The organism is Hoeflea sp. IMCC20628 (assembly GCF_001011155.1).
In the GTDB taxonomy this organism is placed as follows: Bacteria; Pseudomonadota; Alphaproteobacteria; order Rhizobiales; family Rhizobiaceae; genus Hoeflea.
Genome location: NZ_CP011479.1, coordinates 1307004 through 1331676 on the forward strand (window position 1 = coordinate 1307004; position 24673 = coordinate 1331676).

20 protein-coding genes and 2 pseudogenes are annotated in these 24673 nt (G+C 59.5%); 9 read left to right on the top strand and 13 right to left on the bottom strand.

Annotated features, from left to right (window positions below; genetic code table 11):
• Nucleotides 1-3: 3 nt before the first annotated feature.
• Nucleotides 4-1014 carry a YHYH protein gene (locus IMCC20628_RS06110; RefSeq protein WP_052766317.1) on the bottom strand — a complete coding sequence of 337 codons (1011 nt, stop codon included), beginning with the start codon at nt 1012-1014 and terminating at the stop codon, nt 4-6.
• Nucleotides 1015-1146: 132 nt separating this feature from the next.
• Here IMCC20628_RS06110 and IMCC20628_RS24185 point away from each other — a divergent pair, with 132 nt between their 5' ends.
• The 3 genes from IMCC20628_RS24185 to IMCC20628_RS06125 all read left to right on the top strand — a co-directional run bounded on the left by IMCC20628_RS24185 (nt 1147) and on the right by IMCC20628_RS06125 (nt 3555).
• The gene (locus IMCC20628_RS24185; protein WP_197078397.1) at nt 1147-1575 is read left to right on the top strand and encodes a MarR family transcriptional regulator; all 429 of its coding nucleotides are present in this window, start codon (nt 1147-1149) and stop codon (nt 1573-1575) included.
• Nucleotides 1576-1608: 33 nt separating this feature from the next.
• Nucleotides 1609-2781 carry a YHYH protein gene (locus tag IMCC20628_RS06120; protein ID WP_052766319.1) on the top strand — a complete coding sequence of 391 codons (1173 nt, stop codon included), beginning with the start codon at nt 1609-1611 and terminating at the stop codon, nt 2779-2781.
• Between the two features lie 171 nt (nt 2782-2952).
• Nucleotides 2953-3555: a GNAT family N-acetyltransferase gene (locus tag IMCC20628_RS06125; RefSeq protein ID WP_047029482.1), complete on the top strand. Its 603-nt coding sequence runs from the start codon at nt 2953-2955 to the stop codon at nt 3553-3555.
• A 155-nt stretch (nt 3556-3710) separates the two neighbouring features.
• Here the strand turns inward: IMCC20628_RS06125 and IMCC20628_RS06130 are convergent, their stop codons facing one another.
• Nucleotides 3711-4244 (bottom strand): phasin family protein, encoded by a 534-nt coding sequence (locus tag IMCC20628_RS06130; RefSeq protein ID WP_047029483.1) that lies wholly within the window; start codon nt 4242-4244, stop codon nt 3711-3713.
• A gap of 259 nt (nt 4245-4503) precedes the next feature.
• Here IMCC20628_RS06130 and phaP point away from each other — a divergent pair, with 259 nt between their 5' ends.
• The 5 genes and pseudogenes from phaP to IMCC20628_RS06155 all read left to right on the top strand — a co-directional run.
• Nucleotides 4504-4944, top strand: coding sequence for a TIGR01841 family phasin (gene phaP / locus IMCC20628_RS06135; protein ID WP_047029484.1), 441 nt, complete (start codon nt 4504-4506; stop codon nt 4942-4944).
• Nucleotides 4945-5097: 153 nt separating this feature from the next.
• Nucleotides 5098-6033, top strand: coding sequence for an ornithine cyclodeaminase (locus IMCC20628_RS06140; RefSeq protein WP_047029485.1), 936 nt, complete (start codon nt 5098-5100; stop codon nt 6031-6033).
• A 203-nt stretch (nt 6034-6236) separates the two neighbouring features.
• A complete protein-coding gene (locus IMCC20628_RS06145; protein WP_052766320.1) occupies nt 6237-6680 on the top strand; it encodes an AAA family ATPase in 444 nt (147 codons plus the stop codon).
• A gap of 274 nt (nt 6681-6954) precedes the next feature.
• Nucleotides 6955-8232, top strand: a complete 1278-nt coding sequence (locus IMCC20628_RS06150) for an IS66 family transposase (protein ID WP_047029486.1) — start codon at nt 6955-6957, stop codon at nt 8230-8232.
• A 30-nt stretch (nt 8233-8262) separates the two neighbouring features.
• A pseudogene (locus tag IMCC20628_RS06155) lies at nt 8263-9024 on the top strand (transposase); the annotation flags it as partial.
• Between the two features lie 1653 nt (nt 9025-10677).
• Here IMCC20628_RS06155 and IMCC20628_RS06165 read toward each other — a convergent pair.
• The 4 genes and pseudogenes from IMCC20628_RS06165 to IMCC20628_RS06190 form a co-directional block, all read right to left on the bottom strand.
• On the bottom strand, nt 10678-11955 hold the full coding sequence (locus IMCC20628_RS06165) for an IS66 family transposase (protein WP_047029489.1): 1278 nt from the start codon (nt 11953-11955) through the stop codon (nt 10678-10680).
• A 408-nt stretch (nt 11956-12363) separates the two neighbouring features.
• A complete protein-coding gene (locus IMCC20628_RS06175) occupies nt 12364-13641 on the bottom strand; it encodes an IS66 family transposase (RefSeq protein WP_047029491.1) in 1278 nt (425 codons plus the stop codon).
• 408 nt (nt 13642-14049) lie between these two features.
• Nucleotides 14050-14805: pseudogene (locus IMCC20628_RS06185) on the bottom strand (transposase); the annotation flags it as partial.
• A gap of 36 nt (nt 14806-14841) precedes the next feature.
• A complete protein-coding gene (locus IMCC20628_RS06190; protein ID WP_047029493.1) occupies nt 14842-16119 on the bottom strand; it encodes an IS66 family transposase in 1278 nt (425 codons plus the stop codon).
• A 111-nt stretch (nt 16120-16230) separates the two neighbouring features.
• On the opposite strand from IMCC20628_RS06190, the gene IMCC20628_RS06195 reads away from it, so the two are divergent.
• A complete protein-coding gene (locus IMCC20628_RS06195; RefSeq protein ID WP_197078398.1) occupies nt 16231-17049 on the top strand; it encodes an SDR family oxidoreductase in 819 nt (272 codons plus the stop codon).
• 1107 nt (nt 17050-18156) lie between these two features.
• On the opposite strand, the gene IMCC20628_RS06200 is transcribed toward IMCC20628_RS06195, so the two are convergent.
• The 7 genes from IMCC20628_RS06200 to IMCC20628_RS06230 all read right to left on the bottom strand — a co-directional run bounded on the left by IMCC20628_RS06200 (nt 18157) and on the right by IMCC20628_RS06230 (nt 24565).
• Nucleotides 18157-19251, bottom strand: coding sequence for a 2Fe-2S iron-sulfur cluster-binding protein (locus IMCC20628_RS06200; RefSeq protein ID WP_047029494.1), 1095 nt, complete (start codon nt 19249-19251; stop codon nt 18157-18159).
• Between the two features lie 10 nt (nt 19252-19261).
• The gene (gene paaD / locus IMCC20628_RS06205) at nt 19262-19792 is read right to left on the bottom strand and encodes a 1,2-phenylacetyl-CoA epoxidase subunit PaaD (protein WP_082128037.1); all 531 of its coding nucleotides are present in this window, start codon (nt 19790-19792) and stop codon (nt 19262-19264) included.
• Between the two features lie 5 nt (nt 19793-19797).
• A complete protein-coding gene (gene paaC, locus IMCC20628_RS06210) occupies nt 19798-20574 on the bottom strand; it encodes a 1,2-phenylacetyl-CoA epoxidase subunit PaaC (protein ID WP_047029495.1) in 777 nt (258 codons plus the stop codon).
• On the bottom strand, nt 20574-20861 hold the full coding sequence (gene paaB, locus IMCC20628_RS06215; RefSeq protein ID WP_047029496.1) for a 1,2-phenylacetyl-CoA epoxidase subunit PaaB: 288 nt from the start codon (nt 20859-20861) through the stop codon (nt 20574-20576). Before paaB ends, paaC begins: the two co-directional genes overlap by 1 nt.
• Nucleotides 20858-21853 carry a 1,2-phenylacetyl-CoA epoxidase subunit PaaA gene (gene paaA, locus IMCC20628_RS06220; RefSeq protein ID WP_047029497.1) on the bottom strand — a complete coding sequence of 332 codons (996 nt, stop codon included), beginning with the start codon at nt 21851-21853 and terminating at the stop codon, nt 20858-20860. Before paaA ends, paaB begins: the two co-directional genes overlap by 4 nt.
• 96 nt (nt 21854-21949) lie before the next feature.
• Nucleotides 21950-22843: a PaaX family transcriptional regulator C-terminal domain-containing protein gene (locus IMCC20628_RS06225; protein ID WP_052766321.1), complete on the bottom strand. Its 894-nt coding sequence runs from the start codon at nt 22841-22843 to the stop codon at nt 21950-21952.
• A gap of 117 nt (nt 22844-22960) precedes the next feature.
• Nucleotides 22961-24565, bottom strand: a complete 1605-nt coding sequence (locus IMCC20628_RS06230) for a hypothetical protein (RefSeq protein WP_052766322.1) — start codon at nt 24563-24565, stop codon at nt 22961-22963.
• Nucleotides 24566-24673 lie beyond the last annotated feature (108 nt).

A 24673-nucleotide genomic window follows, 5' to 3' on the forward strand; every position in this document is an offset into this window, starting at 1 on the left:
CGTTCATGGGCGCGGCGGGCGTACCGAAGCGTCGCAAATTGCAGTGTCATCCTCGAATACGCAGCCTGCCTGGGCGGTGAGGCAGCCGAGAATCGCGTTCGAGCCCGCCGTTCCGGCGTGGTAATGATAGGCCAGCCCCTCGCTCTGATGGCCGTTGCAGCTGTCGAGATCGTCAGGGTCGGTACCTGCTGCCGTCTGGTGCGAGAGGATCTGGAAGCCATCCATCGCAATGCCGATCTGGGTGCCATGCTCTGCTGTGACGGGACCGTAGGTTGCCGGTGACTGCTGCAGGCAGTCGGTCACGGCATGATAGTGATACCCGACATGGGGGTTTACGTGGCCGCCGCAATCATCAAAAGGAGCGATGGTATGGGCGGCGAGAATCGCGTCGAGCGGCGCCGGGCCATCCAGCCTGATGCCGTTATAGGCGACGCCGGATCCGGAAAAATTCGTCGGCTGCGACTGGCTTGCGGCCTGTGGCTCAACCGGGATCACATAGGTCATGGTTGCATCCTCAGGCATGTATTCAGGCAGGCACTGGACGCAGTAATTCTGGTAGGCCGGATCGACATCCGGACGGGCGGCTGCCTGACAGGCCTGCAATGTCCCGGTGAAACGGACATTGCCGGTGTCGGGGTCATAGAGCTGCCACTTGGCGTCGCCATAGAGTTCCGCAAGATTCTTGATGAAACTTCCGTCGACATCGTGAACCTCGCCATCCTTCAGCCAGATGCCGCCAGCCTCTGCACCGTCGGCAATGTTGCTCGGGCACCAGGGGCCGGGTGTGTAGCTCTGCGGGTCAGCTTTGACCGTGATCGAGAGGCATTTTGTCTGAGCCCCTTGTGACAGCGTGCAATCGACAATTTTCGGTTCTCCAACCAGATCCGCGCTAGCAAAGAAGGCGGACGCCTGAGTGATGCTGTCGTTCGATGTCTGGGCGACGGCTGCGGTTCCGCAGACAACCAGGCCTGCGATAAGGGCGGTCTTGAGCCCAAGGGCATTGAATGATGTCATGAGTCTTCTGCGCCTTCCGTGAAGTGGTGCGGCAGCTTTTTGGCTTGCCATATGCAGATAGGTAGCATACTAACTGTTAGCATGCAAATCGAACCATACATTTTTCATCTCCTGCTTCACTCGGCGGCTCTTGTGGAAGAACGGCTTCGGCTCCGGCTGGCCGATCTGGATATTCCACCGCGTCAGGCGCGGATCCTTGATGCGCTGGGCCGGATGCAAAAGGCCTCCCAGGCAGAACTTGCACGCGAGTTTGATCTGACGCCTGCCAGCATGAGCACTATGACGGGAAGGTTGTTGCAAGCCGGCTACATCTTGCGCACGCCGCATCCCGATGAGGCCCGAAGCAATGTCTTGCAACTCTCCGACAAGGGGCGTGGCTTGCTGGCGGAGGTGCACAGGGCCTGGTCTGAAATTGACCGGATGATTGTGGACACGATGGGGCAGGAGCATGCGGCGCACCTTGCCGGGCTGACACTTGAACTGCGCGACACGCTTGGCGGGCGTGGCCCCGGCCGTGCCCGGACGCCGGACCCTGCTGGCGACCAGCAACCCCAGCGCTGACTGTAAACGCTACAAATTGGAGAAGAGAACATCATGGCAAGTTTGAACCATGCGCTGCGCGCCCTGCTGCTCGGCGGCGTATTAATGGCGCCCGGCGCGGCGATTGCCCATCCCGATCTGGCGACATTTGTTGCAGCTGCCTTTTCGAAGGAGCCGGTCACCGTCGATTGCACGCTCGAAAATGGTGTTGGCGCAAAATGCTACGAGATCACGGTCAATTATCTTCCCGAGGGGCTGAAGATCGGACCGTTCTGCCCTGCAACGCTCGATGACGCCGGTGGTATCTGGCACTGGACCGGCGAGAATGGCGGGCTCTACCGTGTCGATGCGGAATTCCTGAAGATGCTTGACGGTCTGGGCTATCGCTTCTTTGACGATGACGGGACCGTCCATGTTGTCGACAACGCCACCGAGCGGCCAACCGTGGATCACGCCTGCATCAACGTCTCGGCAGACGAGACGGTCAAGATCACCATGCGGCTGCCGGTGACCCCGGTCATGGCTGAAACCCCGACGGTGCTCGGTGTGGTAGGCAAGGTTGGCGTTGCGCTTGACGGCGTGCCGATCTTTTCCGATGCGCCCAGCATCCAGCAAACCGGCCATATGCCGGCCCTCGACACCTGTGGCGGCCATATCGATCCCGGCGGCTGGTATCATTGGCATGCGACGTCAACCGACATCGACACGGTGTTCGATCAGGCCAAGGTTGGGGCCCATTGTGCGCTAGAGCAGGACAGCAGGGCTCTCTTCGGCTATGCGTTTGATGGCTACCCTATGGTTGGCAGTACCGAAATGGACGGCACAGCTGCAGCCGGTCTTGATCAGTGCAATGGCCATGTCGGTGAAACGGCGTTGGGCGTAACCTATCACTATCACGCCTCCGAAGAGTTCCCGAACCTGCCTGGTTGCCTTGTCGGAGTTCAGGCGCAGAACAATTTTTCAACAACTGCGACAGCCGGTATTGGGGCAACACGGGCCGGTGAAGGTGGCCGCAACGAGCCGCCACGTCCAGATGACGGCGGTCCCGGTCATGTGCCTCCGGGCTTCGACGAGGCTGCAGCAAGTCTGGGTGTGACCACCGATGTGCTGATGCAGGCGCTCGGAAATCCGCAAGGCGGCCGTCCTGATCTGGCTGCGGCAGCGGAGAACCTTGGCACCACCGAGGCCAAGTTGCGTGCCGTCCTGCCGCCACCTCCGGGGCGGTAAGTCCGCGCAGGATCTTGGCTCAAAAGAAAGCCTGACCCGGGCCGCCTGGAATATGCTCGCAACATGACATACATATCCATGACGTCACATAATTGTGTCTTGATTTTGCTGCAATGCACCATTAGATGACGGTCAGGAGATTTCGGGAGGAATGACCTTTGGAAGTCGACCATGTTTTTGAAGTTTCTGTTCAAGCCGCGTGAGCCGCAATTTGCCCTTGGCGATGACGTCAAGCTGAGATATCTCGGCCCGGCGGACGCTGTGGCTTTCCGCGACCATATCCACGAACTGCATTTTGAAGATTTCCGGGATCGTTTCAACGGTCTGGTGTCGGACTTCTGGCTCGACAAATATATCGCCCGCTCGCTCAACGAGGCGCTCGTCATCGGCGCCTTTGACGACGACCATCTGGTCGCGGTTGCGGAGCTGCACACCGGCGGCAAGATCGAGCCGGGGCAGGGCGAATCGGCATTCTCCGTGGCATCGGACTGGCGCCACAAGGGGCTGGGCACGATCCTGCTCAAGGCTTTGCTGCGGGCCGCATCGGAAAATGACATCTCCACCATCATCGTCGAGACCGGTGCGCAGAACCATGCGATGAAAGCACTGGCGCGCCGGTTTGGCGCCCGGATGCAGTTTGCCGTCGATCAATCGATCGGGCGCATCAATGTCGCCGAAGGCTTGCGGCTGGCGGGCAGGCATGTGGCGAAACAGAATTATCCGGTGCCGCTGCCAGTGGGCGAAGCCCCGTCAGTTCCGACTTCGCTGATCTGAGGAACGGATTCAACTGCCTGGCAGATTGAATCCGGTGTTTCCCTCAAGTCATTCAAAACAATAGAAAATCATTCTCTCGTGCGAGCGGACAACAAAAGGCCCGGGAGGCGATCAACGCATCCCGGGCCATATTTATGTGCCGGTCCTGAAACGGATCAGGCGGCCTTGTTGCCGTGGTTCATGGCCTTGGCAGCGGCTTCGCGCGCGGTGGCTGCGGCCTGTTCCATCGATGCCTTGGCGGTCTCGGAGACATCCTTGAGGCGGTCGAAATTGGCTTTCGAGCTGTCGCGCAGAAAGTCGGCCTGGTGCTTGAGAGCGTCGGGCAGCGACTTGGCGCCAGCAACCTTCTCGACTGTCTCGAAGGCGTGGCGGACATTGGCGGCGGTCATGTCGATCAGGCTCTTGGTGAAATTGGCGTAGTGGCCGACAAACGACACCGCGGCTTTTTCCGCTTCGGCGTTCAGCTTGGCAGCGCCTTCGTGGGCTGCTTCGGTGCGGGCCTGCACGGTGGCTGCCTGCTGGGCAACGAACTCGCGGGCGGCTTCCGGAGCAACCATCTTTTCCTGCAGGTTTTCGACCGCATCCATGATCATGGTCTTGGCGTCATTGGTGGAAGCTGCGCCTGTGTGGGCGGCGCTTGTGTCGGCTGCAGTGGTCTTGGCGTTTGATGTCTTGGTGGTCTTTGTCATGTCAGTCATCCTCGAGTGTGAGCAATGTCATGCCCCGTTCATTGTGACCCGGGGCGAATTGTTGTTGTGCACTGCAACATATATTGCGCCGCAACATAAGCTTCAAGGGGCGTCGGACACTTTTTCACGGCTTTGGCGGCGCGGTGGCGATGTGGCCGGAAGGTCCTGGAAAATTGGCATTGGGACAACACGGCCGGGCCTGTATAGTCGGCCTCAGTGCAACTGGCGGCCTCCTGCCGCCGTAACCGGGAGAGTTTCCATGGCCGAGAAGAAGAACAGCACCGAAGACATGGTTTCCATGTTCATGAATTTCGGCAAGGACATGAAGCTGCCGTCGCCGGATCTGGAAGCGCTGGTCGAGCGGCACAAGAAGAACCTGCAGGCGCTGGACACGGCCGCCAAAAAGGCAGGCTCGGGGGCGACGTCGATTCTCGAGCGCCAGCGCGAAATGGTTCAGGAGGCGCTCGATGAAATCTCCGCCATGGCCGAAAATCTCAAGGGCGGCAGCGATCCGCAATCGATGATGAAGGCGCAGGCGGATTTCGCCAAGCGCTCGTTTGAAACCGCGATCAAGAACACCAGCGAGATTGCCGGCATGGCGCAGAAATCCAGCGCCGACGCCTTCAAGATGATGCAGGACAACATGCAGGAAACGCTGGAAGAAGTGCGCAAGGCGATGACCCAGCACACCAGAAAATAGGCATTTGCCGCACCAGGCCTGTTTGGGACTGGAAGCGTCCCGTTCTGCCGCAGGGCAGGACGGGATTTTTGCAGCTGATGCGCCCTTGCGACAGGGTGCGGGCGAGGGTTAGATGCGCCTGGAAACTGCTGACTGACTGATAAAGGACTAATCATGCGCATTGTTACCGGAGACGATATCCGTTCGGTCTGTTCCTGGCCATTTGCCGTGGAGGCGCTGCGCGCCGGCCACCTGATGCCGCCGGCGGACTTGCGCGATTCGCTGGTGGAAAATGCCGGCCGCAAGATGCTGGTGCGCACCGCCTGGATTCCGGGCCTTGCCTCGGGCGTCAAGGCGGTGACGATCTATCCCGACAATCCCTCGGCCGAGCCGGCGCGGCCATCGGTGCAGGGCCAGGTGCTGCTGTTTGACGAGGCGCGCGGCGATGTCGTTGCCGTGCTCGAAGGCGTTGACCTCACCGCCTGGAAGACGGCGGGGGATTCAGCGCTTGGCTCGTCGTGCCTGTCGCGGCTTGATGTGCGCACCATGCTGATGGTCGGCGCCGGCTCGATGGCGCGGCCGTTGATTGACGCGCACCGTACCGTGCGGCCAACGCTCGACCGGGTGCTGGTCTGGAACCGCAGCCAGGGCCGGGCCGAGGATCTGGTGCAATCGCTCGCCGACGACGGAATTTCCGCCGAAGTGGTAAGCGATCTGGATGCGGCAGTGGCGCGCGCCGACCTGATCTGCTCGGCCACCATGTCGACCGAGCCGCTGATCCGTGGCGCGGCGCTCAAGCCCGGCACCCATGTCGATCTGGTCGGCGCCTATACGCCGTCGATGCGCGAGGCCGACGATGCGGTGCTGACCCGCGGCCGGCTGTTTGTCGACAGCTTTGCCACCACCGTCGGCCATATCGGCGAAGTGATGATCCCGATGGCCTCCGGCGTGATAACCAAAGCCGATATCCAGGGCGATCTGCATGATCTGGTTCAGGCCAGGGCCGGACGCGGCGCGACCGACGAGATCACCATCTTCAAGAACGGCGGCGGCGCCCATCTCGACGTGATGATCGCCCACGCGGTGTATCTGGCGCTTGAGGGGCGGTGAGGGGAGGGTGGATCGACTGTTTGTGGTGTGAGGCTGGATTGGGAGGGGATCGGAATTCGGTTCGCCAGCTAAATGACAGGGCCAGCTAGCAAAACCCGGATTAACGCATACAGCCCGACGGTCCGGTGTGGATGTTATAGAGGAGGCTTGTGGGAAATTGTCTCGGTGCTTAATCTCTCCAGATATCAATTCTAGGAATCCCAATGCACATTAGCCGTTTGAAACTCAAGAATTGGCGGAACTTTAAGTCTGGCGAGATTCAGAACCTTCCTGAATCTGTCTACATTTTGGGACCTAATGCTGCGGGCAAGTCAAATCTCTTGGATGCTATACGCTTCTTGAGGGACGTGTCGAAGCATCGTGGCGGCGGACTTCAGGATGCAATCGAGCGTCGCGGTGGGGTCGGAAAAATCCGATGTTTACATGCACGAAACGACACTGAAATACTAATTGAAGCTGACGTAGTAGACGATAATGATACTCTAATTTGGAGATACGAACTTGGCTTCAACATTCCACCGAAAGGCAAGCGTGATCCGCAGGTCACGAAGGAACGAGTGACATTATTTAAGCCGGATGGAAAGTCTACCGTTCTGATAGAGAGACCAGGACAGCCCGAGATAAGTGATGAACTTCTCCTTCGCTAAACGCATATCGAGCAGATCAGTGCAAATGCGAAATTTCGCGAACTGGCAGATTTCTTTTCTGGTTCTACCTACGTCCATCTCGTTCCTCAGTTACTGAAATTCGGTGACCAAATTGGCGGGCGGGTCATAGATGATGACCCATTTGGTCAAGAATTCATGTTGAGAATCGCGCGGACTACACCGCGTACGAGAGAGGCTCGCCTGAAGCGCATAGAAACAGCGTGTAATTACCCACCCCCTTGCCATGCACCACAATGTCTGAATCCATGATGATATGGATCGGACTGATTTGCAGCAGCTGAGCAAGGACGAATTGATCGAGATGGTGCTTCGGCTCCAACGGCCTGCCAAGGATTCTCGGACGTCTTCCAAGCCGCCCTCTACGGACAAGAAAGAGAAACGCGTCAACTCACGACCGGGTGGAGCCAAGCCCGGGCATGAACCCCACAATAGGGTGCTGGCGGATTTTGCCGACATGTTTCGCGATCATGAACCGACCGCCTGCAAGAGATGCGGCCATGCGTTTTCCGGTGATGATACGATGGTGCTGGCCGGGGCCTATGACGAGATCGATATTCCTGCGATCCGTCCTCATGTCACCCGGCATCGGCGTTTTTCCTGTCATTGCCCGCAATGCGGCACGACGACAAAAGCCACCGCACCTGCCGTGGCAACCGCAACGCCGTTCGGGCCAGGCATTCACGCGCTGGCGATCTACCTCAAGAGTTTCCATGCATTGTCTTACGAACGCCTGAGCGATGTGTTCATGGATATCTTCGGCCTCCATGCGAGCGAGGGCGCGATCATGAACATGTTTGCCCGCTCCCGTCCGAGCTTCCAGGCCACAGCACAGGCCGCCAAGGCCAGCCTTCGAGCCGCCCGCGTTGTCGCCAGCGACGAAACCGGTGTGCGTATTGAGGGCACAAATGCCCAACACTGGGTTTTTCATTGCAAGGATGCCGTTGTCCACCAGCCCGATTACTCCCGTGCAGCACGGGTCGTTCACGAGACCATGGGCGGCCATGTCCCCGAGGTATGGATATCTGATCGGTATTCAGCCCAGCAATCTCACGGCCATCGACATCAAACCTGCCTTGCACATTTGGCGCGTGATACAGCCTTTGCGCTGGAACATGGCGAGGATGATCTCCCTCTTCGCTTCCAGCTTTGGTTTGGCCGTGTGTTTGATTTCGCCAGAGCCATAAGCACATTCGCTGCGTCTACCGTCGCAAGCAAGAAGCGCAAATTCGATAAACAGCTTGCCGGGCTTCTATGCGCCCCGACTTCATGCGACCTGGCCCAGAAGCTCCAGGCCAAGGTCGGGCGGGCCCGCGATCAGCTGCTGACGTTTTGCGACTATCCCGGAGAAGTCGATGTCACCAACAACACATCTGAGCGAAAGCTCCGTCCATGGGTCATTCAGCGAAAGGTGACAAACGGATATCGCGCCATGTGGGCCGCCCAAGCCGAAGCGAACATACGCACGACAGTCGATACCGCACGCCTCAAAGGCGCAAACCCCTTCCAGGTCATCGCATCCGTCCTGGCATAGGCCGGTAGAAGAACCGGAAATCACGAATTCAGGGGTGGGTAATTACTGAACATGTTTGCCCGCTCCCGTCCGAGCTTCCAGGCCACAGCACAGGCCGCCAAGGCCAGCCTTCGAGCCGCCCGCGTTGTCGCCAGCGACGAAACCGGTGTGCGCATCGAGGGCACGAATGCTCAGCACTGGGTTTTTCATTGCAAGGATGCCGTTGTCCACCAGCCCGATTACTCCCGTGCAGCACGGGTCGTTCACGAGACCATGGGCGGCCATGTCCCCGAGGTATGGATATCTGATCGGTATTCAGCCCAGCAATCTCACGGCCACCGACATCAAACCTGCCTTGCACATTTGGCGCGTGATACAGCCTTTGCGCTGGAACATGGCGAGGATGATCTCCCTCTTCGCTTCCAGCTTTGGTTTGGCCGTGTGTTTGATTTCGCCAGAGCCATAAGCACATTCGCTGCGTCTACCGTCGCAAGCAAGAAGCGCAAATTCGATAAACAGCTTGCGGGGCTTCTATGCGCCCCGACTTCATGCGACCTGGCCCAAAAGCTCCAGGCCAAGATCGGGCGGGCCCGCGATCAGCTGCTGACGTTTTGCGACTATCCCGGAGAAGTCGATGTCACCAACAACACATCTGAGCGAAAGCTCCGTCCATGGGTCATTCAGAGAAAGGTGACAAACGGATATCGCGCCATGTGGGCCACCCAAGCCGAGGCGGATGTACGCACAACCGTCGATACCGCCCGCCTTAAAGGCGCAAATCCCTTCCAGGTTATCGCATCCGTCTTGGCGTAGGCCGACATCAAGGCCCGAAATCATAAATTCAGGGGTGGGTAATTACCGTTATGGCACTAAATTCGGAGCAAGCAAAAACACTATCGCGGCCGCGCGGCAGAACAGAGTTCACTGTTTTGTCGCAAGACCCTGCCTTGTGGAACAGTCTGCCCCGGTCGAGGCGTCAAAAGCCAGCGACCCTGAACAGATGACGCCAGATGCTGATCCGGAAGCGAAAGCCTGCTACCCGCCGTCACGCGCTGCCGCAGTCTACGGCGTCATGCTCTCCACTTGCTTTGTCGTCACGCGTGCCCCTCTGGGGCGTCGCGCACGTCCCTCTCCGTCGTCATCCTCGGCCTCCGAGCCGAGGATCCATGCCGTGCCCCATCCACGAGCAAACCACTGGGAAACATCACGGAATGGATCCTCGGGTCGGGGCCCGAGGATGAAGAAACGAGAGATCGGTGTTTGATGACGACGCGCAGCAAAGGGCGGCATGTGATGTACCTGCCGCTGCAAGACCATCGAATGCACCGCCATAATGGATGAGAATTATTCGCTCGAACACCGGGAAATCAAAGCTGGGTTTACGCTGAGTTGTCAGGCCCGACCGAATACCGAGAAGCTGGCGCTGGATTTGGATGCGCAAGAGGGGGTGAGCATAGGCGGAAGAAAACTATCGGCTGGTCCTTATCGTGGCATTTTCGGCCCGTAACTGTTGTTTACTAACGGACAAACCGCTGCAGCGCGGCTTACGTTTCGCATAGCGGTCATTACGAGCTCGAGAACGGCAAAATGCCGAAGCGGTCTTTTACACATTCAATAAAGATAGCTTAGCAATGGCACGGCGAAGGCTAAAACTATTTATTGCCGCTTCTTGAGGATTCCAATCATTGCAGACAAACTGAGACAATCTAAAATTGTAACTGAGGCCGGTTGGCGCAGTACTTTTTGGAGCAGGTGTCAGGTCACGCCGAATGTCGGCGCTCGAAGACCCCGTCGCCAATCGGACAAGATACTCCTTCGAGTCAACGATAGTCGACTCAATGTTACCCGCCAGCCTGCCGGGGCTGACTTCTAAAAACGCGGCGATGCCAATTGTATCGGCCAACAACCAAGATTCAATTTCTGTCTGGGCTATACAAAACAACATATTTCCCGGCAAAGGCTCAGGAATATTCGCGGACTGGAGCCATCTACTTCTAAGCGAAGGTGCGCACGCTCCGCGATCCAAATCCGTTATAATAAGAACGGGCGATCTTTGCGCGAGATTATGAAATTACTGCAAATTGTTCCTTATATAACCAAATCCGCCATAGGTTTTCCCAAGTTCTTGCATTCCCGTACCGATTGGACAGCACTCACGGATCAACCTTTCAGCTACCGCTCGACTCAATTCGTCCTCTATACAATAAAATACGTTCATAGTAAGAAATCTAGTTGACCAGTCTTTCTGGCGTTCGGCAAAACCGCTTCCGCAGCAGAAAGACCTGCCCCCAAGCGCCAATTTCTCATCCACGGAAACTCCACGAATGATTGAACCATCATCCGAAGGTGTTATTATTACTATTCCACGAGGATCTATACCTGAATTTGACAGGAGCGCCTGACTATGCGTTGTAATAATGGTAATTACCCACCCCTGAATTTATGATTTCGGGCCTTGATGTCGGCCTACGCCAAGACGGATGCGATAACCTGGAAGGGATTTGCGCCTTTAAGGCGGGCGGTATCGACGGTTGTGCGTACATCCGCCTCGGCTTGGGCGGCCCACATGGCGCGATATCCGTTTGTCACCTTTCTCTGAATGACCCATGGACGGAGCTTTCGCTCAGATGTGTTGTTGGTGACATCGACTTCTCCGGGATAGTCGCAAAACGTCAGCAGCTGATCGCGGGCCCGCCCGATCTTGGCCTGGAGCTTTTGGGCCAGGTCGCATGAAGTCGGGGCGCATAGAAGCCCGGCAAGCTGTTTATCGAATTTGCGCTTCTTGCTTGCGACGGTAGACGCAGCGAATGTGCTTATGGCTCTGGCGAAATCAAACACACGGCCAAACCAAAGCTGGAAGCGAAGAGGGAGATCATCCTCGCCATGTTCCAGCGCAAAGGCTGTATCACGCGCCAAATGTGCAAGGCAGGTTTGATGTCGATGGCCGTGAGATTGCTGGGCTGAATACCGATCAGATATCCATACCTCGGGGACATGGCCGCCCATGGTCTCGTGAACGACCCGTGCTGCACGGGAGTAATCGGGCTGGTGGACAACGGCATCCTTGCAATGAAAAACCCAGTGTTGGGCATTTGTGCCCTCAATACGCACACCGGTTTCGTCGCTGGCGACAACGCGGGCGGCTCGAAGGCTGGCCTTGGCGGCCTGTGCTGTGGCCTGGAAGCTCGGACGGGAGCGGGCAAACATGTTCATGATCGCGCCCTCGCTCGCATGGAGGCCGAAGATATCCATGAACACACCGCTCAGGCGTTCGTAAGACAATGCATGGAAACTCTTGAGGTAGATCGCCAGCGCGTGAATGCCTGGCCCGAACGGCGTTGCGGTTGCCACGGCAGGTGCGGTGGCTTTTGTCGTCGTGCCGCATTGCGAGCAATGACAGGAAAAACGCCGATGCCGGGTGACATGAGGACGGATCGCAGGAATATCGATCTCGTCATAGGCCCCGGCCAGCACCATCGTATCATCACCGGAAAACGCATGGCCGCATCTCTTGCAGGCGGTCGGTTCATGATCGCGAAACATGTCGGCAAAATCCGCCAGCACCCTATTGTGGGGTTCATGCCCGGGCTTGGCTCCACCCGGTCGTGAGTTGACGCGTTTCTCTTTCTTGTCCGTAGAGGGCGGCTTGGAAGACGTCCGAGAATCCTTGGCAGGCCGTTGGAGCCGAAGCACCATCTCGATCAATTCGTCCTTGCTCAGCTGCTGCAAATCAGTCCGATCCATATCATCATGGATTCAGACATTGTGGTGCATGGCAAGGGGGTGGGTAATTACCAATAATGTATTGCCTGCCGCTTCGTGATTTTGATTTGACTGATGCCATTATTCTAGGAAGTTGCGCCACAATCTCTTCGTTCAGCGACAGTTCAGGCTCCTCCAGAAGCAAAGGCGAGGTACCGCGCTCCTGCAAAAGCCAAAGGATCGACATTATTCTCAACGTTCCATCGGAAAATTGATCTTCTCGCTGTCTGGCTCCTCGCGGGCGGTGGTGCTTAAACTTGATCTCCAAATGCGGATGGCCAGTAATGTCATCGTTCAGAAACTTCAGGTCTTCCAGATGCGGGACAATTGTCCTTAACGCTGTTGTAATTACCCACCCCTGAATTTATGATTTCGGGCCTTGATGTCGGCCTACGCCAAGACGGATGCGATAACCTGGAAGGGATTTGCGCCTTTAAGGCGGGCGGTATCGACGGTTGTGCGTACATCCGCCTCGGCTTGGGTGGCCCACATGGCGCGATATCCGTTTGTCACCTTTCTCTGAATGACCCATGGACGGAGCTTTCGCTCAGATGTGTTGTTGGTGACATCGACTTCTCCGGGATAGTCGCAAAACGTCAGCAGCTGATCGCGGGCCCGCCCGATCTTGGCCTGGAGCTTTTGGGCCAGGTCGCATGAAGTCGGGGCGCATAGAAGCCCCGCAAGCTGTTTATCGAATTTGCGCTTCTTGCTTGCGACGGTAGACGCAGCGAATGTGCTTATGGCTCTGGCGAAATCAAACACACGGCCAAACCAAAGCTGGAAGCGAAGAGGGAGATCATCCTCGCCATGTTCCAGCGCAAAGGCTGTATCACGCGCCAAATGTGCAAGGTAGGTTTGATGTCGGTGGCCGTGAGATTGCTGGGCTGAATACCGATCAGATATCCATACCTCGGGGACATGGCCGCCCATGGTCTCGTGAACGACCCGTGCTGCACGGGAGTAATCGGGCTGGTGGACAACGGCATCCTTGCAATGAAAAACCCAGTGCTGAGCATTCGTGCCCTCGATGCGCACACCGGTTTCGTCGCTGGCGACAACGCGGGCGGCTCGAAGGCTGGCCTTGGCGGCCTGTGCTGTGGCCTGGAAGCTCGGACGGGAGCGGGCAAACATGTTCATGATCGCGCCCTCGCTCGCATGGAGGCCGAAGATATCCATGAACACATCGCTCAGGCGTTCGTAAGACAATGCATGGAAACTCTTGAGGTAGATCGCCAGCGCGTGAATGCCTGGCCCGAACGGCGTTGCGGTTGCCACGGCAGGTGCGGTGGCTTTTGTCGTCGTGCCGCATTGCGGGCAATGACAGGAAAAACGCCGATGCCGGGTGACATGAGGACGGATCGCAGGAATATCGATCTCGTCATAGGCCCCGGCCAGCACCATCGTATCATCACCGGAAAACGCATGGCCGCATCTCTTGCAGGCGGTCGGTTCATGATCGCGAAACATGTCGGCAAAATCCGCCAGCACCCTATTGTGGGGTTCATGCCCGGGCTTGGCTCCACCCGGTCGTGAGTTGACGCGTTTCTCTTTCTTGTCCGTAGAGGGCGGCTTGGAAGACGTCCGAGAATCCTTGGCAGGCCGTTGGAGCCGAAGCACCATCTCGATCAATTCGTCCTTGCTCAGCTGCTGCAAATCAGTCCGATCCATATCATCATGGATTCAGACATTGTGGTGCATGGCAAGGGGGTGGGTAATTACCAATAATGTATTGCCTGCCGCTTCGTGATTTTGATTTGACTGATGCCATTATTCTAGGAAGTTGCGCCACAATCTCTTCGTTCAGCGACAGTTCAGGCTCCTCCAGAAGCAAAGGCGAGGTACCGCGCTCCTGCAAAAGCCAAAGGATCGACATTATTCTCAACGTTCCATCGGAAAATTGATCTTCTCGCTGTCTGGCTCCTCGCGGGCGGTGGTGCTTAAACTTGATCTCCAAATGCGGATGGCCAGTAATGTCATCGTTCAGAAACTTCAGGTCTTCCAGATGCGGGACAATTGTCCTTAACGCTGTTGTAATTACCCACCCCTGAATTTATGATTTCGGGCCTTGATGTCGGCCTACGCCAAGACGGATGCGATAACCTGGAAGGGATTTGCGCCTTTAAGGCGGGCGGTATCGACGGTTGTGCGTACATCCGCCTCGGCTTGGGTGGCCCACATGGCGCGATATCCGTTTGTCACCTTTCTCTGAATGACCCATGGACGGAGCTTTCGCTCAGATGTGTTGTTGGTGACATCGACTTCTCCGGGATAGTCGCAAAACGTCAGCAGCTGATCGCGGGCCCGCCCGATCTTGGCCTGGAGCTTTTGGGCCAGGTCGCATGAAGTCGGGGCGCATAGAAGCCCCGCAAGCTGTTTATCGAATTTGCGCTTCTTGCTTGCGACGGTAGACGCAGCGAATGTGCTTATGGCTCTGGCGAAATCAAACACACGGCCAAACCAAAGCTGGAAGCGAAGAGGGAGATCATCCTCGCCATGTTCCAGCGCAAAGGCTGTATCACGCGCCAAATGTGCAAGGTAGGTTTGATGTCGGTGGCCGTGAGATTGCTGGGCTGAATACCGATCAGATATCCATACCTCGGGGACATGGCCGCCCATGGTCTCGTGAACGACCCGTGCTGCACGGGAGTAATCGGGCTGGTGGACAACGGCATCCTTGCAATGAAAAACCCAGTGCTGAGCATTCGTGCCCTCGATGCGCACACCGGTTTCGTCGCTGGCGACAACGCGGGCGGCTCGAAGGCTGGCCTTGGCGGCCTGTGCTGTGGCCTGGAAGCTCGGACGGGAGCGGGCAAACATGTTCAGTAATTACCCACCCCTGAATTTATGATTTCGGGCCTTGATGTCGGCCTACGCCAAGACGGATGCGATAACCTGGAAGGGATTTGCGCCTTTAAGGCGGGCGGTATCGACGGTTGTGCGTACATCCGCCTCGGCTTGGGTGGCCCACATGGCGCGATATCCGTTTGTCACCTTTCTCTGAATGACCCATGGACGGAGCTTTCGCTCAGATGTGTTGTTGGTGACATCGACTTCTCCGGGATAGTCGCAAAACGTCAGCAGCTGATCGCGGGCCCGCCCGACCTTGGCCTGGAGCTTCTGGGCCAGGTCGCATGAAGTCGGGGCGCATAGAAGCCCGGCAAGCTGTTTATCGAATTTGCGCTTCTTGCTTGCGACGGTAGACGCAGCGAATGTGCTTATGGCTCTGGCGAAATCAAACACACGGCCAAACCAAAGCTGGAAGCGAAGAGGGAGATCATCCTCGCCATGTTCCAGCGCAAAGGCTGTATCACGCGCCAAATGTGCAAGGCAGGTTTGATGTCGATGGCCGTGAGATTGCTGGGCTGAATACCGATCAGATATCCATACCTCGGGGACATGGCCGCCCATGGTCTCGTGAACGACCCGTGCTGCACGGGAGTAATCGGGCTGGTGGACAACGGCATCCTTGCAATGAAAAACCCAGTGTTGGGCATTTGTGCCCTCAATACGCACACCGGTTTCGTCGCTGGCGACAACGCGGGCGGCTCGAAGGCTGGCCTTGGCGGCCTGTGCTGTGGCCTGGAAGCTCGGACGGGAGCGGGCAAACATGTTCATGATCGCGCCCTCGCTCGCATGGAGGCCGAAGATATCCATGAACACATCGCTCAGGCGTTCGTAAGACAATGCATGGAAACTCTTGAGGTAGATCGCCAGCGCGTGAATGCCTGGCCCGAACGGCGTTGCGGTTGCCACGGCAGGTGCGGTGGCTTTTGTCGTCGTGCCGCATTGCGGGCAATGACAGGAAAAACGCCGATGCCGGGTGACATGAGGACGGATCGCAGGAATATCGATCTCGTCATAGGCCCCGGCCAGCACCATCGTATCATCACCGGAAAACGCATGGCCGCATCTCTTGCAGGCGGTCGGTTCATGATCGCGAAACATGTCGGCAAAATCCGCCAGCACCCTATTGTGGGGTTCATGCCCGGGCTTGGCTCCACCCGGTCGTGAGTTGACGCGTTTCTCTTTCTTGTCCGTAGAGGGCGGCTTGGAAGACGTCCGAGAATCCTTGGCAGGCCGTTGGAGCCGAAGCACCATCTCGATCAATTCGTCCTTGCTCAGCTGCTGCAAATCAGTCCGATCCATATCATCATGGATTCAGACATTGTGGTGCATGGCAAGGGGGTGGGTAATTACCCATAACGTGCATGAGCGCGCCGCGCCGCCTTGTCCCCGAAGAAAAAAAGGAATTTTCCAGTGACACCAGCTGACCTGTTGGCCCCTTTCGATCTGAGCGGCCGGATTGTTCTTGTGACCGGCGGCACCGGCGGCATTGGCCGGGCCTGTGTGGAACGGTTGGCGCAATACGGCGCGACGGTTGCCTTCACCTATGTCGAAAACGTCGAAGACCGCGCAGTGGCGCTGGACAGCTTTGACCTGCCGAATGTGACGGCCCACCCGCTGGATCTGCGCAGCCACGCATCGATCCGCCGCTGTTTTGCCAGCGTGATCGCCGAGCACGGCAGAATCGATATTCTGCTGAACAATGCCGCCGTCGGGTCGGCCACAGTCGCCGCCTTGTCGGATGACGCTGCCGAACAGGACAGTCTGATGATGACCATCAATGCGGATGGCACCCTGAAAATGTGTCAGGAATTCCTGTCGCTGCCGGAAGGCACGAACCGCAAGCTGATCAACATCAGCTCTGTCGGCGGCGGCATTACCGCGTTTCCGGGGTTCCGGCTGTCCGATGGCATGAGCAAGGCAGCCGTGGCCTTCTTGACCCGTCAATTGGCGGCCGAGACCACGCACAAGGATGTCGATGTCTTTGCGATCTGCCCGGGGGCGACCGACACGCCGATGTTCCAGGCCAGCACGCTGAACAAGCTTACGCCCGAGGAACGCGCACGGTTTTGCGAAAACCTGCCCAGGAGCCGCCTGATCCAGCCCGCCGACATCGCCGCCGTGGTGCATTTTCTGGCGACACCTGCATCGCGCGTCATGCACGGAGCAATCCTGGATGCCTCCATGGGCCTGGGGTCGCGACCGGGGCTGCAGACCGAATTTCAGGGTTGAACGAGACGTAGATGAAGACGCACATTTTCATCTCCCTGGGGGTTTGCTGACACGTGAGCATCGCAGCAACCGAGTCGTCATCAAACACGCATCTAACGTTTCGTCATCCTCGGCCTCCGAGCCGAGGATCCATTCCGTGATGCTTCCCAGTGGTTTGCTCGTGGATGGGGCACGGAATGGATCCTCGGGTCGGGGCCCGAGGATGACGACGGAGAGGGAGGTGCGCGACGAAACAGAGGGGCACGCGTGACGACCAAAAGAGTGGAGAGCGTGACGACGGAGATGGACGTGCAGACGCCGGAGAATGCGGCGGGCACGTGACGGCGGGCGGTTCGCGTCAACGGGTGGGCAACGCGCAAACACGCTCTCATGGGCCCAAAACGGGGACAATCCCGCGCCCAAACCCCGGCAAATCCAAGCCCCCTTGGCAAAATCCCTGCCGTTTTGTCCCCATCTTCCATCCCCATGCCATGCTTGGCCTGCTCCCGCTGCCGGATGGATCGCGAACGTTTCGATGCAGGTGGGAGGGAATGCCTCCCTGTCAGGCGCGCAAACGTCAGCGTGACCTTACGGGAGGAGGCGAGGGCCAACGCGGTTCCGCTGGCGGCGTGCTTTCCTTAGGGATTGCTGCGCCAGCCAGCCACCGGGCCGGGTTCTGCTTTCCTGCCTGCGGGCGGGGGCGGGGCACCGGTCCGGGCCTGTGGCGGACATGGCGTATTTTGCGTCAAGGTCCGTGCCGGAATGCGCGCCCAAAGCATCTCCCGCGGTTCGTCCGAACTGCGGCCGGGGCAACCCGGACGGAGGGCCCTGAAGAGGGGCAGGTGAAGTAGCCAACCTCCGTGTGCATTGCGAGGCTGATGCCTGTCGGATGGGGACGCCATCCGGCGAGTTCCGGGCCGCGCGCGCGTAGCGCCACCCAACTACTCCTTTACCAGAGGCACTGCCCGCGTGCGGCCCTCCGGATTCACTTCTCCTCACACCCCGGCGGCACAGTCGCGCGGGAGTAATTGCGGTTGCAGTGCGGGGACAGTTTACTTTCGGGCGATCAGCCGGCAGCCTGGCCATGAACGGACATCAGCCCGAAAGTAAACTGTCCCCGACCTTGGCTCACTGCGCGTCGAAATCCAGCACCAGCCGGTCTGTGTCCGGCCGCGCCTGGCAGCTCAGCGTAAACCCGGCTTCGATCTCCCAGGGTTCGAGCGAGAAATTTTCATCCATGGTGGCGGTGCCTTCAACGATCTTGCAGCGGCAGGTGCAGCACATGCCGCCGGCGCAGGAAAAAGGCAGGTCCATGCCGGCCTTCATCGCCGCGCTGAGCACCGTGTCGGTGGCAGCGTCGACCTCTATGGTGCGGCGGGCGCCGTCGAGGATGATGTCGACCGAGGCGCCGGGACCATTCGGCCCTATGCCGTTGGCGGCTTTCGGTTTCGGCGCAGGGGCGGGCGCCGAGCCGGGGGCCGGGGTGAACAGCTCGAACTTGATCCGGTCTTCATTCACACCCATGGCCGCCATCGCGGTGGAGGCCGAGCGGATCATCGGCTCGGGGCCGCAGATATAGATGGCGTCGGCCCTGGCCGGATCGATCAGACCGTGGCTGGCCAAGGTCTCGAGCTTGGCGGCATCGAGCCGGCCATTCATGATCTCGACGTCCTGGACTTCCTCGTCCATCACATGCAGCAGCGTGAAGCGGGTGGTGTAGCGGTCTTTGAGATCATTGAGATCATCAAGGAACATGACGCTGGAGGAGTTGCGGTTGGCGTAGAGCAGCGTGACCGAGGAATTGGGTTCGCCGGCAAGCACCGACTTTGCGATCGACAGGCAGGGCGTGATGCCGGAGCCGGCGGCCAGCAGCAGATAGTTATGGTCGTCGCCACTGACCTCCACCGTAAACCGGCCCTGCGGCGGCATCACCTGAATGCGGTCGCCTGCTTTCAGCGTCTGGGCGAAGCCGGAAAAGCGGCCGTTCTCGATGTGCTTGACGCCGACGGTGCGGCGGTCGGTTTCACTGAGCGGCGAGCAGATCGAATAGGAACGGCGCATGTCCTCGCCACCAATGTCGGCGCGCAGCGTCAGGTATTGGCCCGGCAGGAAAGCGAAGGCGTCGCGTCTCTCCTCGGGGATGGCAAAGGTGATGGCCACGGCGTCCGGCGTTTCGTTGCGGACAGCGGAAATTTCGAGTTCATGAAAGCGCGGAGCGGCCATTGTCAGTTCCTCAGATGCACTTGAAATAGTCAAACGGTTCGGCGCAGTCGTCGCAGCGGTAATGCGCCTTGCAGGCGGTGGAGCCGAATTCGGAGACCTTGGTGGTATGGCTCGAGCCGCAGCGCGGGCAGGCGATCACGTCTTCTGCGAAGAAAGCCCGCCTGCCTCCGGACACGCCCACCGGCGGGGCGATGCCATAGGCGCGCAGCTTCTCGCGGCCTTCGTCCGTTATCCAGTCGGTGGTCCAGGCCGGCGACATGACGCGCTCGATCCGCGAGTCAATTCTGGCGCTTAGCAGCGCTGTTTCAACCGCCATCTCAATGGCGATCACCGCCGGGCAGCCGGAATAGGTCGGCGTCAGTCTGACGACGATTTGGCCGCTCTCGTCACGGCTGACCGAGCGCAAAATGCCGAGATCGGCAACGGTGACGCAAGGCACTTCCGGATCGGGCACGGCGCTCGCCACTTCGAGCGCGCGGGCGAGCTCGAAGTCGGTCACATTCGTGACGGGGCCTTCTGCGGTGGTCGGCGTCTGGCTCACAGCGCTTACCAGGTCTGGCCGGGATAGGCGCGCTGCATGAACTGCAGCTCGGCCAGCAGATGGCCCATGTCCTCGCCATGAATACCGTCGCGGCCGCCCTTTTGCGGAACACGCACTTCCGGCAGCTCGAGCTTGGCCGCAGCGAACACGGTGGCGATGGTGTCGTCCCATGTGGCGCGGATCGGTTCCGGGTCGGGCAGCAGACCATTGGCAATGGCCTGGGCGCGGGCGGGCGAGGCCATGAACAGCTCGCCGGTGTAGCGGTGCAGTTCGGTGACCGCGTCGGCCATGCGGCGAGCGCTCTCGTCGGTACCGTCGCCCATGCGGATCACCCATTCGCCGGCATGGCGCAGATGATAGGTCATTTCCTTGTTGGTCTTGGCAGCGATGCCGCGCAACGTCTCGTCGCTCGATGTGGCGGCGATGGCCTGCCACATGGGCTGCATGAAGGCTGCGAAGTAAAGCTGGCGCAACATGGTGTGGGCGAAATCGCGGTTCTCGCGCTCGACCAGCAGGCAATTGCGATACTCGCGCTCGCGGCGCAGGAAGGCGAAATCGTCCTCGCTTCTGCCCTTGCCTTCGAGCTCTCCGGCATAGGCATAGAGCGCGCGGGCCTGGCCGATCAGATCGAGCCCCATATTGGCCAGCGCCAGCTCTTCCTCGAGGATCGGTGCATGGCCGCACCATTCCGACAGGCGATGGCCGAGGATCAGGCAATCATCGGCGATTTCGACGATGGCGCGGACCGCGGTTTCCTCAGCGCTTGCAACGGGCGCGCTCATCACATGTGCCCCACTTCATCGGGGATCTCGTAGAAGGAGGGGTGACGGTAGATCTTGTCGTCGGCGGGCTCGAAATTCGGCTCGGCGAAGGACGGATCGGAAGCGGCAATGTCGGACGAGCGGACCACCCAGATCGAGTTGCCTTCGCCGCGGCGGGTGTAGACGTCGCGGGCGGACTCTAGGGCAAGTGCTGAATCAGCTGCATGCAACGAGCCGACATGGCGGTGGTGCAGACCGTTGCGCGGGCGGATGAAGACTTCCCAGAGCGGCGTGAGTTCGGTTGTCATTCGGCGGCCTCCTGGGCACTCGGTTTCATGTCAGCGCGTTTCTTGGCGTGGGCAAGCGCTGCTTCGCGCACCCAGGCGCCATCGTCCCAGGCCTTGTTGCGGTCGCGCAGGCGGTCGCGGTTCATCGCGCCGTCGCCCCTGACCACGGCCTTGAACTCGGCCCAGTCGATCTCGCCATGGTCGTAGAGTTTGGTGTCTTCGTTCCACTTGAGGTCGGGATCGGGTACACTTAGGCCAAGATATTCAGCCTGCGGCACGGTGGCGGTGATGAATTTCTGCCGCAGCTCGTCATTGGAGAAGCGCTTGATCTTCCACTTCATCGACTGGTCGGAATTGGTGCTGTCAGTGTCGGAGGGGCCGAACATCATCAGCGATGGCCACCACCAGCGATTGAGCGCGTCCTGCGCCATTTCCTTCTGCTCGTCGGAGCCCTTGGCCAGCGTCATCATGATTTCATAGCCCTGACGCTGGTGGAAGCTTTCTTCCTTGCAGACGCGGATCATGGCGCGGGCATAGGGACCGTAGGAGCAGCGGCAGAGCGGGATCTGGTTCATGATCGCAGCACCATCGACCAGCCAGCCGATCGCGCCGATGTCGGCCCAGGTGGGCGTCGGGTAATTGAAGATCGAGGAGTATTTGGCTTTGCCCGACAAGAGCTCTTCAGTCATCTGCTCGCGGGAGACGCCTAGCGTTTCGGCGGCGGAATAGAGATAGAGGCCGTGGCCGCCCTCATCCTGCACCTTTGCCAGAAGCGCGATCTTGCGACGCAGCGACGGCGCGCGGGTGATCCAGTTGCCCTCAGGCAGCATGCCGACGATTTCCGAATGCGCGTGCTGGCCGATCTGGCGCACCAGCGTGCGGCGATAGCCTTCGGGCATCGGATCGTTGGGTTCGATTTTTTCCTCGCGGTCAACGCGTGCCTGGAAGGCGGCGAGAAACTCTTCCGATTCCGTGGTGCTTGAGTCCGCGCCGATTAAGCCCTGGCTGTACATATCGAGATCCTCCGCTATGGAGAATACTATATGTTACAGGCTTAAAGAAAGTCAAGCGCATCGTGTAACACGTTGCCGGAGAGCCTGATTTGAGGATCAGGTGTTGCCAAAGCGCTGCGCGAGTCGTGCATCAGGCGGCGGTAGCGGGCCGGAGGGCGTGGTGGCATTGGCATCAAGCCAGGCTTCGGACGGTGCAAGCACGCGGGCATAGATCGAGGCGACAAGCGCGCGGGTCTCGGGTTCGGGATCGTTCGGTTGTACCAGGTCAGCGGGGATGGCGAGCACGCGCAATGCCAGACGCCGCCATTCGTGGATCATCAGGCATCTGAGCGCCATGGCGGCTTCGGGCTGAGGGGCGGGGGCCTGTTCCTGCGCTGCACGGACCGGCAGATAGGCCTGCCGCAAGTCCCCGATCTCGATGCTATGCCGTGCCTCGGCCATGGTTTCGAGCATGGCAGCACCCGGGATCAGTGATGGCGCATCGGTGAGGGTTGCGCCGGGCAGGCGCAGGGCCGCGGGAAGGTCGGCGGCCCCGGCAAAGCAGATGAAGACTTGCGGCGTGAGCTGCAGTGCGCCAGCCGTTTCAACGGTGCGCAGGGTGGCGTCCGACAACGGTTCGGGAGCGATGATCAGGGAGCGCGGGGTGCCGGGCGGTAACAGCGACGAGGCAGCGTAGATCCGGCGCTCGGCGCTCAGCACCGTCTCCGCCACATCAGCTGACAAGCGGTAAAAACTGTTTCGGCCCTCGCGCGAGCGTTCGATCCAGCCGTCGGCGGCCAGCCGCGAGAGTGCGGTGCGCACCGCGCCGTGGCCGATTCCGAGCCGCTGCATCAGGCTCTGCAAGGTGCTGGCCGAGACCTCGCCGCCGCGCGGAACAATGGCGTCGCCCAGAAAAGTGACGATCAGCGACCATGCCGACAGCCGCTGCGAGGCTTGCAGCGCGGTCAGGCGGGCGGTGATGGTTTTGGCTATCGGATCGGGTTCAAGCATGGCGGAGAGGGAATAGCCGGATTTCGGCGGAGCGGGAAGCCCTGCTCGGAATCAGCGTTTGCCGCTGGGGATCCCCGGTTTGAAGCCTGGCGTGCAATTATATGCATGGCGCTGTCGTCAGCGTTCGGGCACCTCGAACATCTTCATCATGAGTTCAACATGTGCGGGCTCATTGTCCCATTTGGGCAACAGGGCTTGCATCAATTCGGGCGTCAGGTCCGAATTGCTCTCCCGCCATTTCCGCCCCGCTTCCAGCGCCTCTTGCTTGCGCCCCGCCATCCAGAATGCGCTGAACAGCATTCGGTAAGCCCAGACCACACCGGGCCCGGCGCGCATTCCGCGCTGGATGAGCTCTATGGCTTCGTCATAGCGTTTGAGGATCCGGTATGTTGCCGCCCTGCCAAACAGCACGTTGAAATGGAAAGGGTCGAGCGGGCTGAGAGCTTCCGCCCGGTCGAAATAGACCAGCGCCTCGTTCGGACAGCCGCGGTAATTCGCATTCCAGCCCTTGCGCAGCCAGCCCCAGGCATTGTTCGGATCAAGCGTTAGCGCCCTGTCGGCAAAAAGGTCGGCCTGGACGAAATCATCTGCGGCCAGCGCACTGGCCGCCGACAAAGCGACAAGCGATGCGGGATCGTCACCCGCCAGGGGGGCTGCCCGGGCCACCAGATCGACCGCTGCCAAACGGTCGGTAACCGCATCCTTGCTCCATAGATAGCAGCACTCATGGCTGTGGCACCACGCCTTGTAGGCGAGCGCCGGTGCATAGTCGGGCGCATGGTCGAGCGCGGTGTCGAGCAAAGCGATGGCCTTGAGGTTTTCTTCCCGCCGGTGCGCCCAGAAATGAGGAAGCGCGGTCAGCACCAGCTCATAGGCGGTCCTGTCCGCCGCCGGCCGCTGCCTGGCGCGGGCAATCTCGGCGGCACGCAAATTGGGGGCGATCTGGCCTGCAACCTGGGCTGCGATCCGGTCCTGAAGGTCGAAGAGGTCATCGATCCGGTCATCGAACCGCTCGGCCCAGAGCGCGCGTCCGTCGCCGGCCGACACCAGCTCCACCGATATGCGGATCCGCTCGCCGGATCGGCGCACCGTTCCTTCGACCACGTAATCAGCGCCAAGCCGGTCGCCAATGGTCTGGATGTCAAGCGGCTGACCGCGCAAGGCAAAGGCCGACTGGCGGGCGATCACATGAAAATCATGCACCCGCGACAGCGCGCCGGTGATTTCGGAGACCACTCCGTCAGCAAACATGTCGGCATCCGCAGCACCGAGTTCGTCAAAGGCGAGGACAGCCAGCCGTGGCCGGTTGTGCTGGAACTGCGGTTGCGGCAGGCCGGATTCGGGGGCGTCGTCGGCTGCCGTACGCATCATCCGCAACCAATCCTCAAATCCTTCCGAGGCGAGGTCAAAACCATCGAGAAAAACCCCGTCCTCTTCGCTATCAACGGTGATTTCACTGCCGTGCAACCAGACATATTGCCGGTCGGCCAACAGCGCGCCCGCAAGGTCGCGGCGCATCACCGAGAGTTCCTGGCGCAGAGACGCCCGCGCCTGATCGCCCGACCGGTCCGACCACAGCAGGTCAGCCAGCCGTCCGCGCTCGGCCCGCATGTCAGGTTGCCGGGCAAGGAATGCCAGCATCGCCTGGCCGCGCCGCGACAGGGCCTTGGGCGCAGCCGGACCGGTCAAGCGGAATGGACCTTTGAGATGCAATGTCAGCACGGATACACCAGCAACCGGAGGGAAGATTCAAAGCGGAACGGCGCTTTTTACGCGCCAAGCTAACATTTTTACGGAAATCTTGCGATGGGGCCGGAGTTTTTGTGCCGA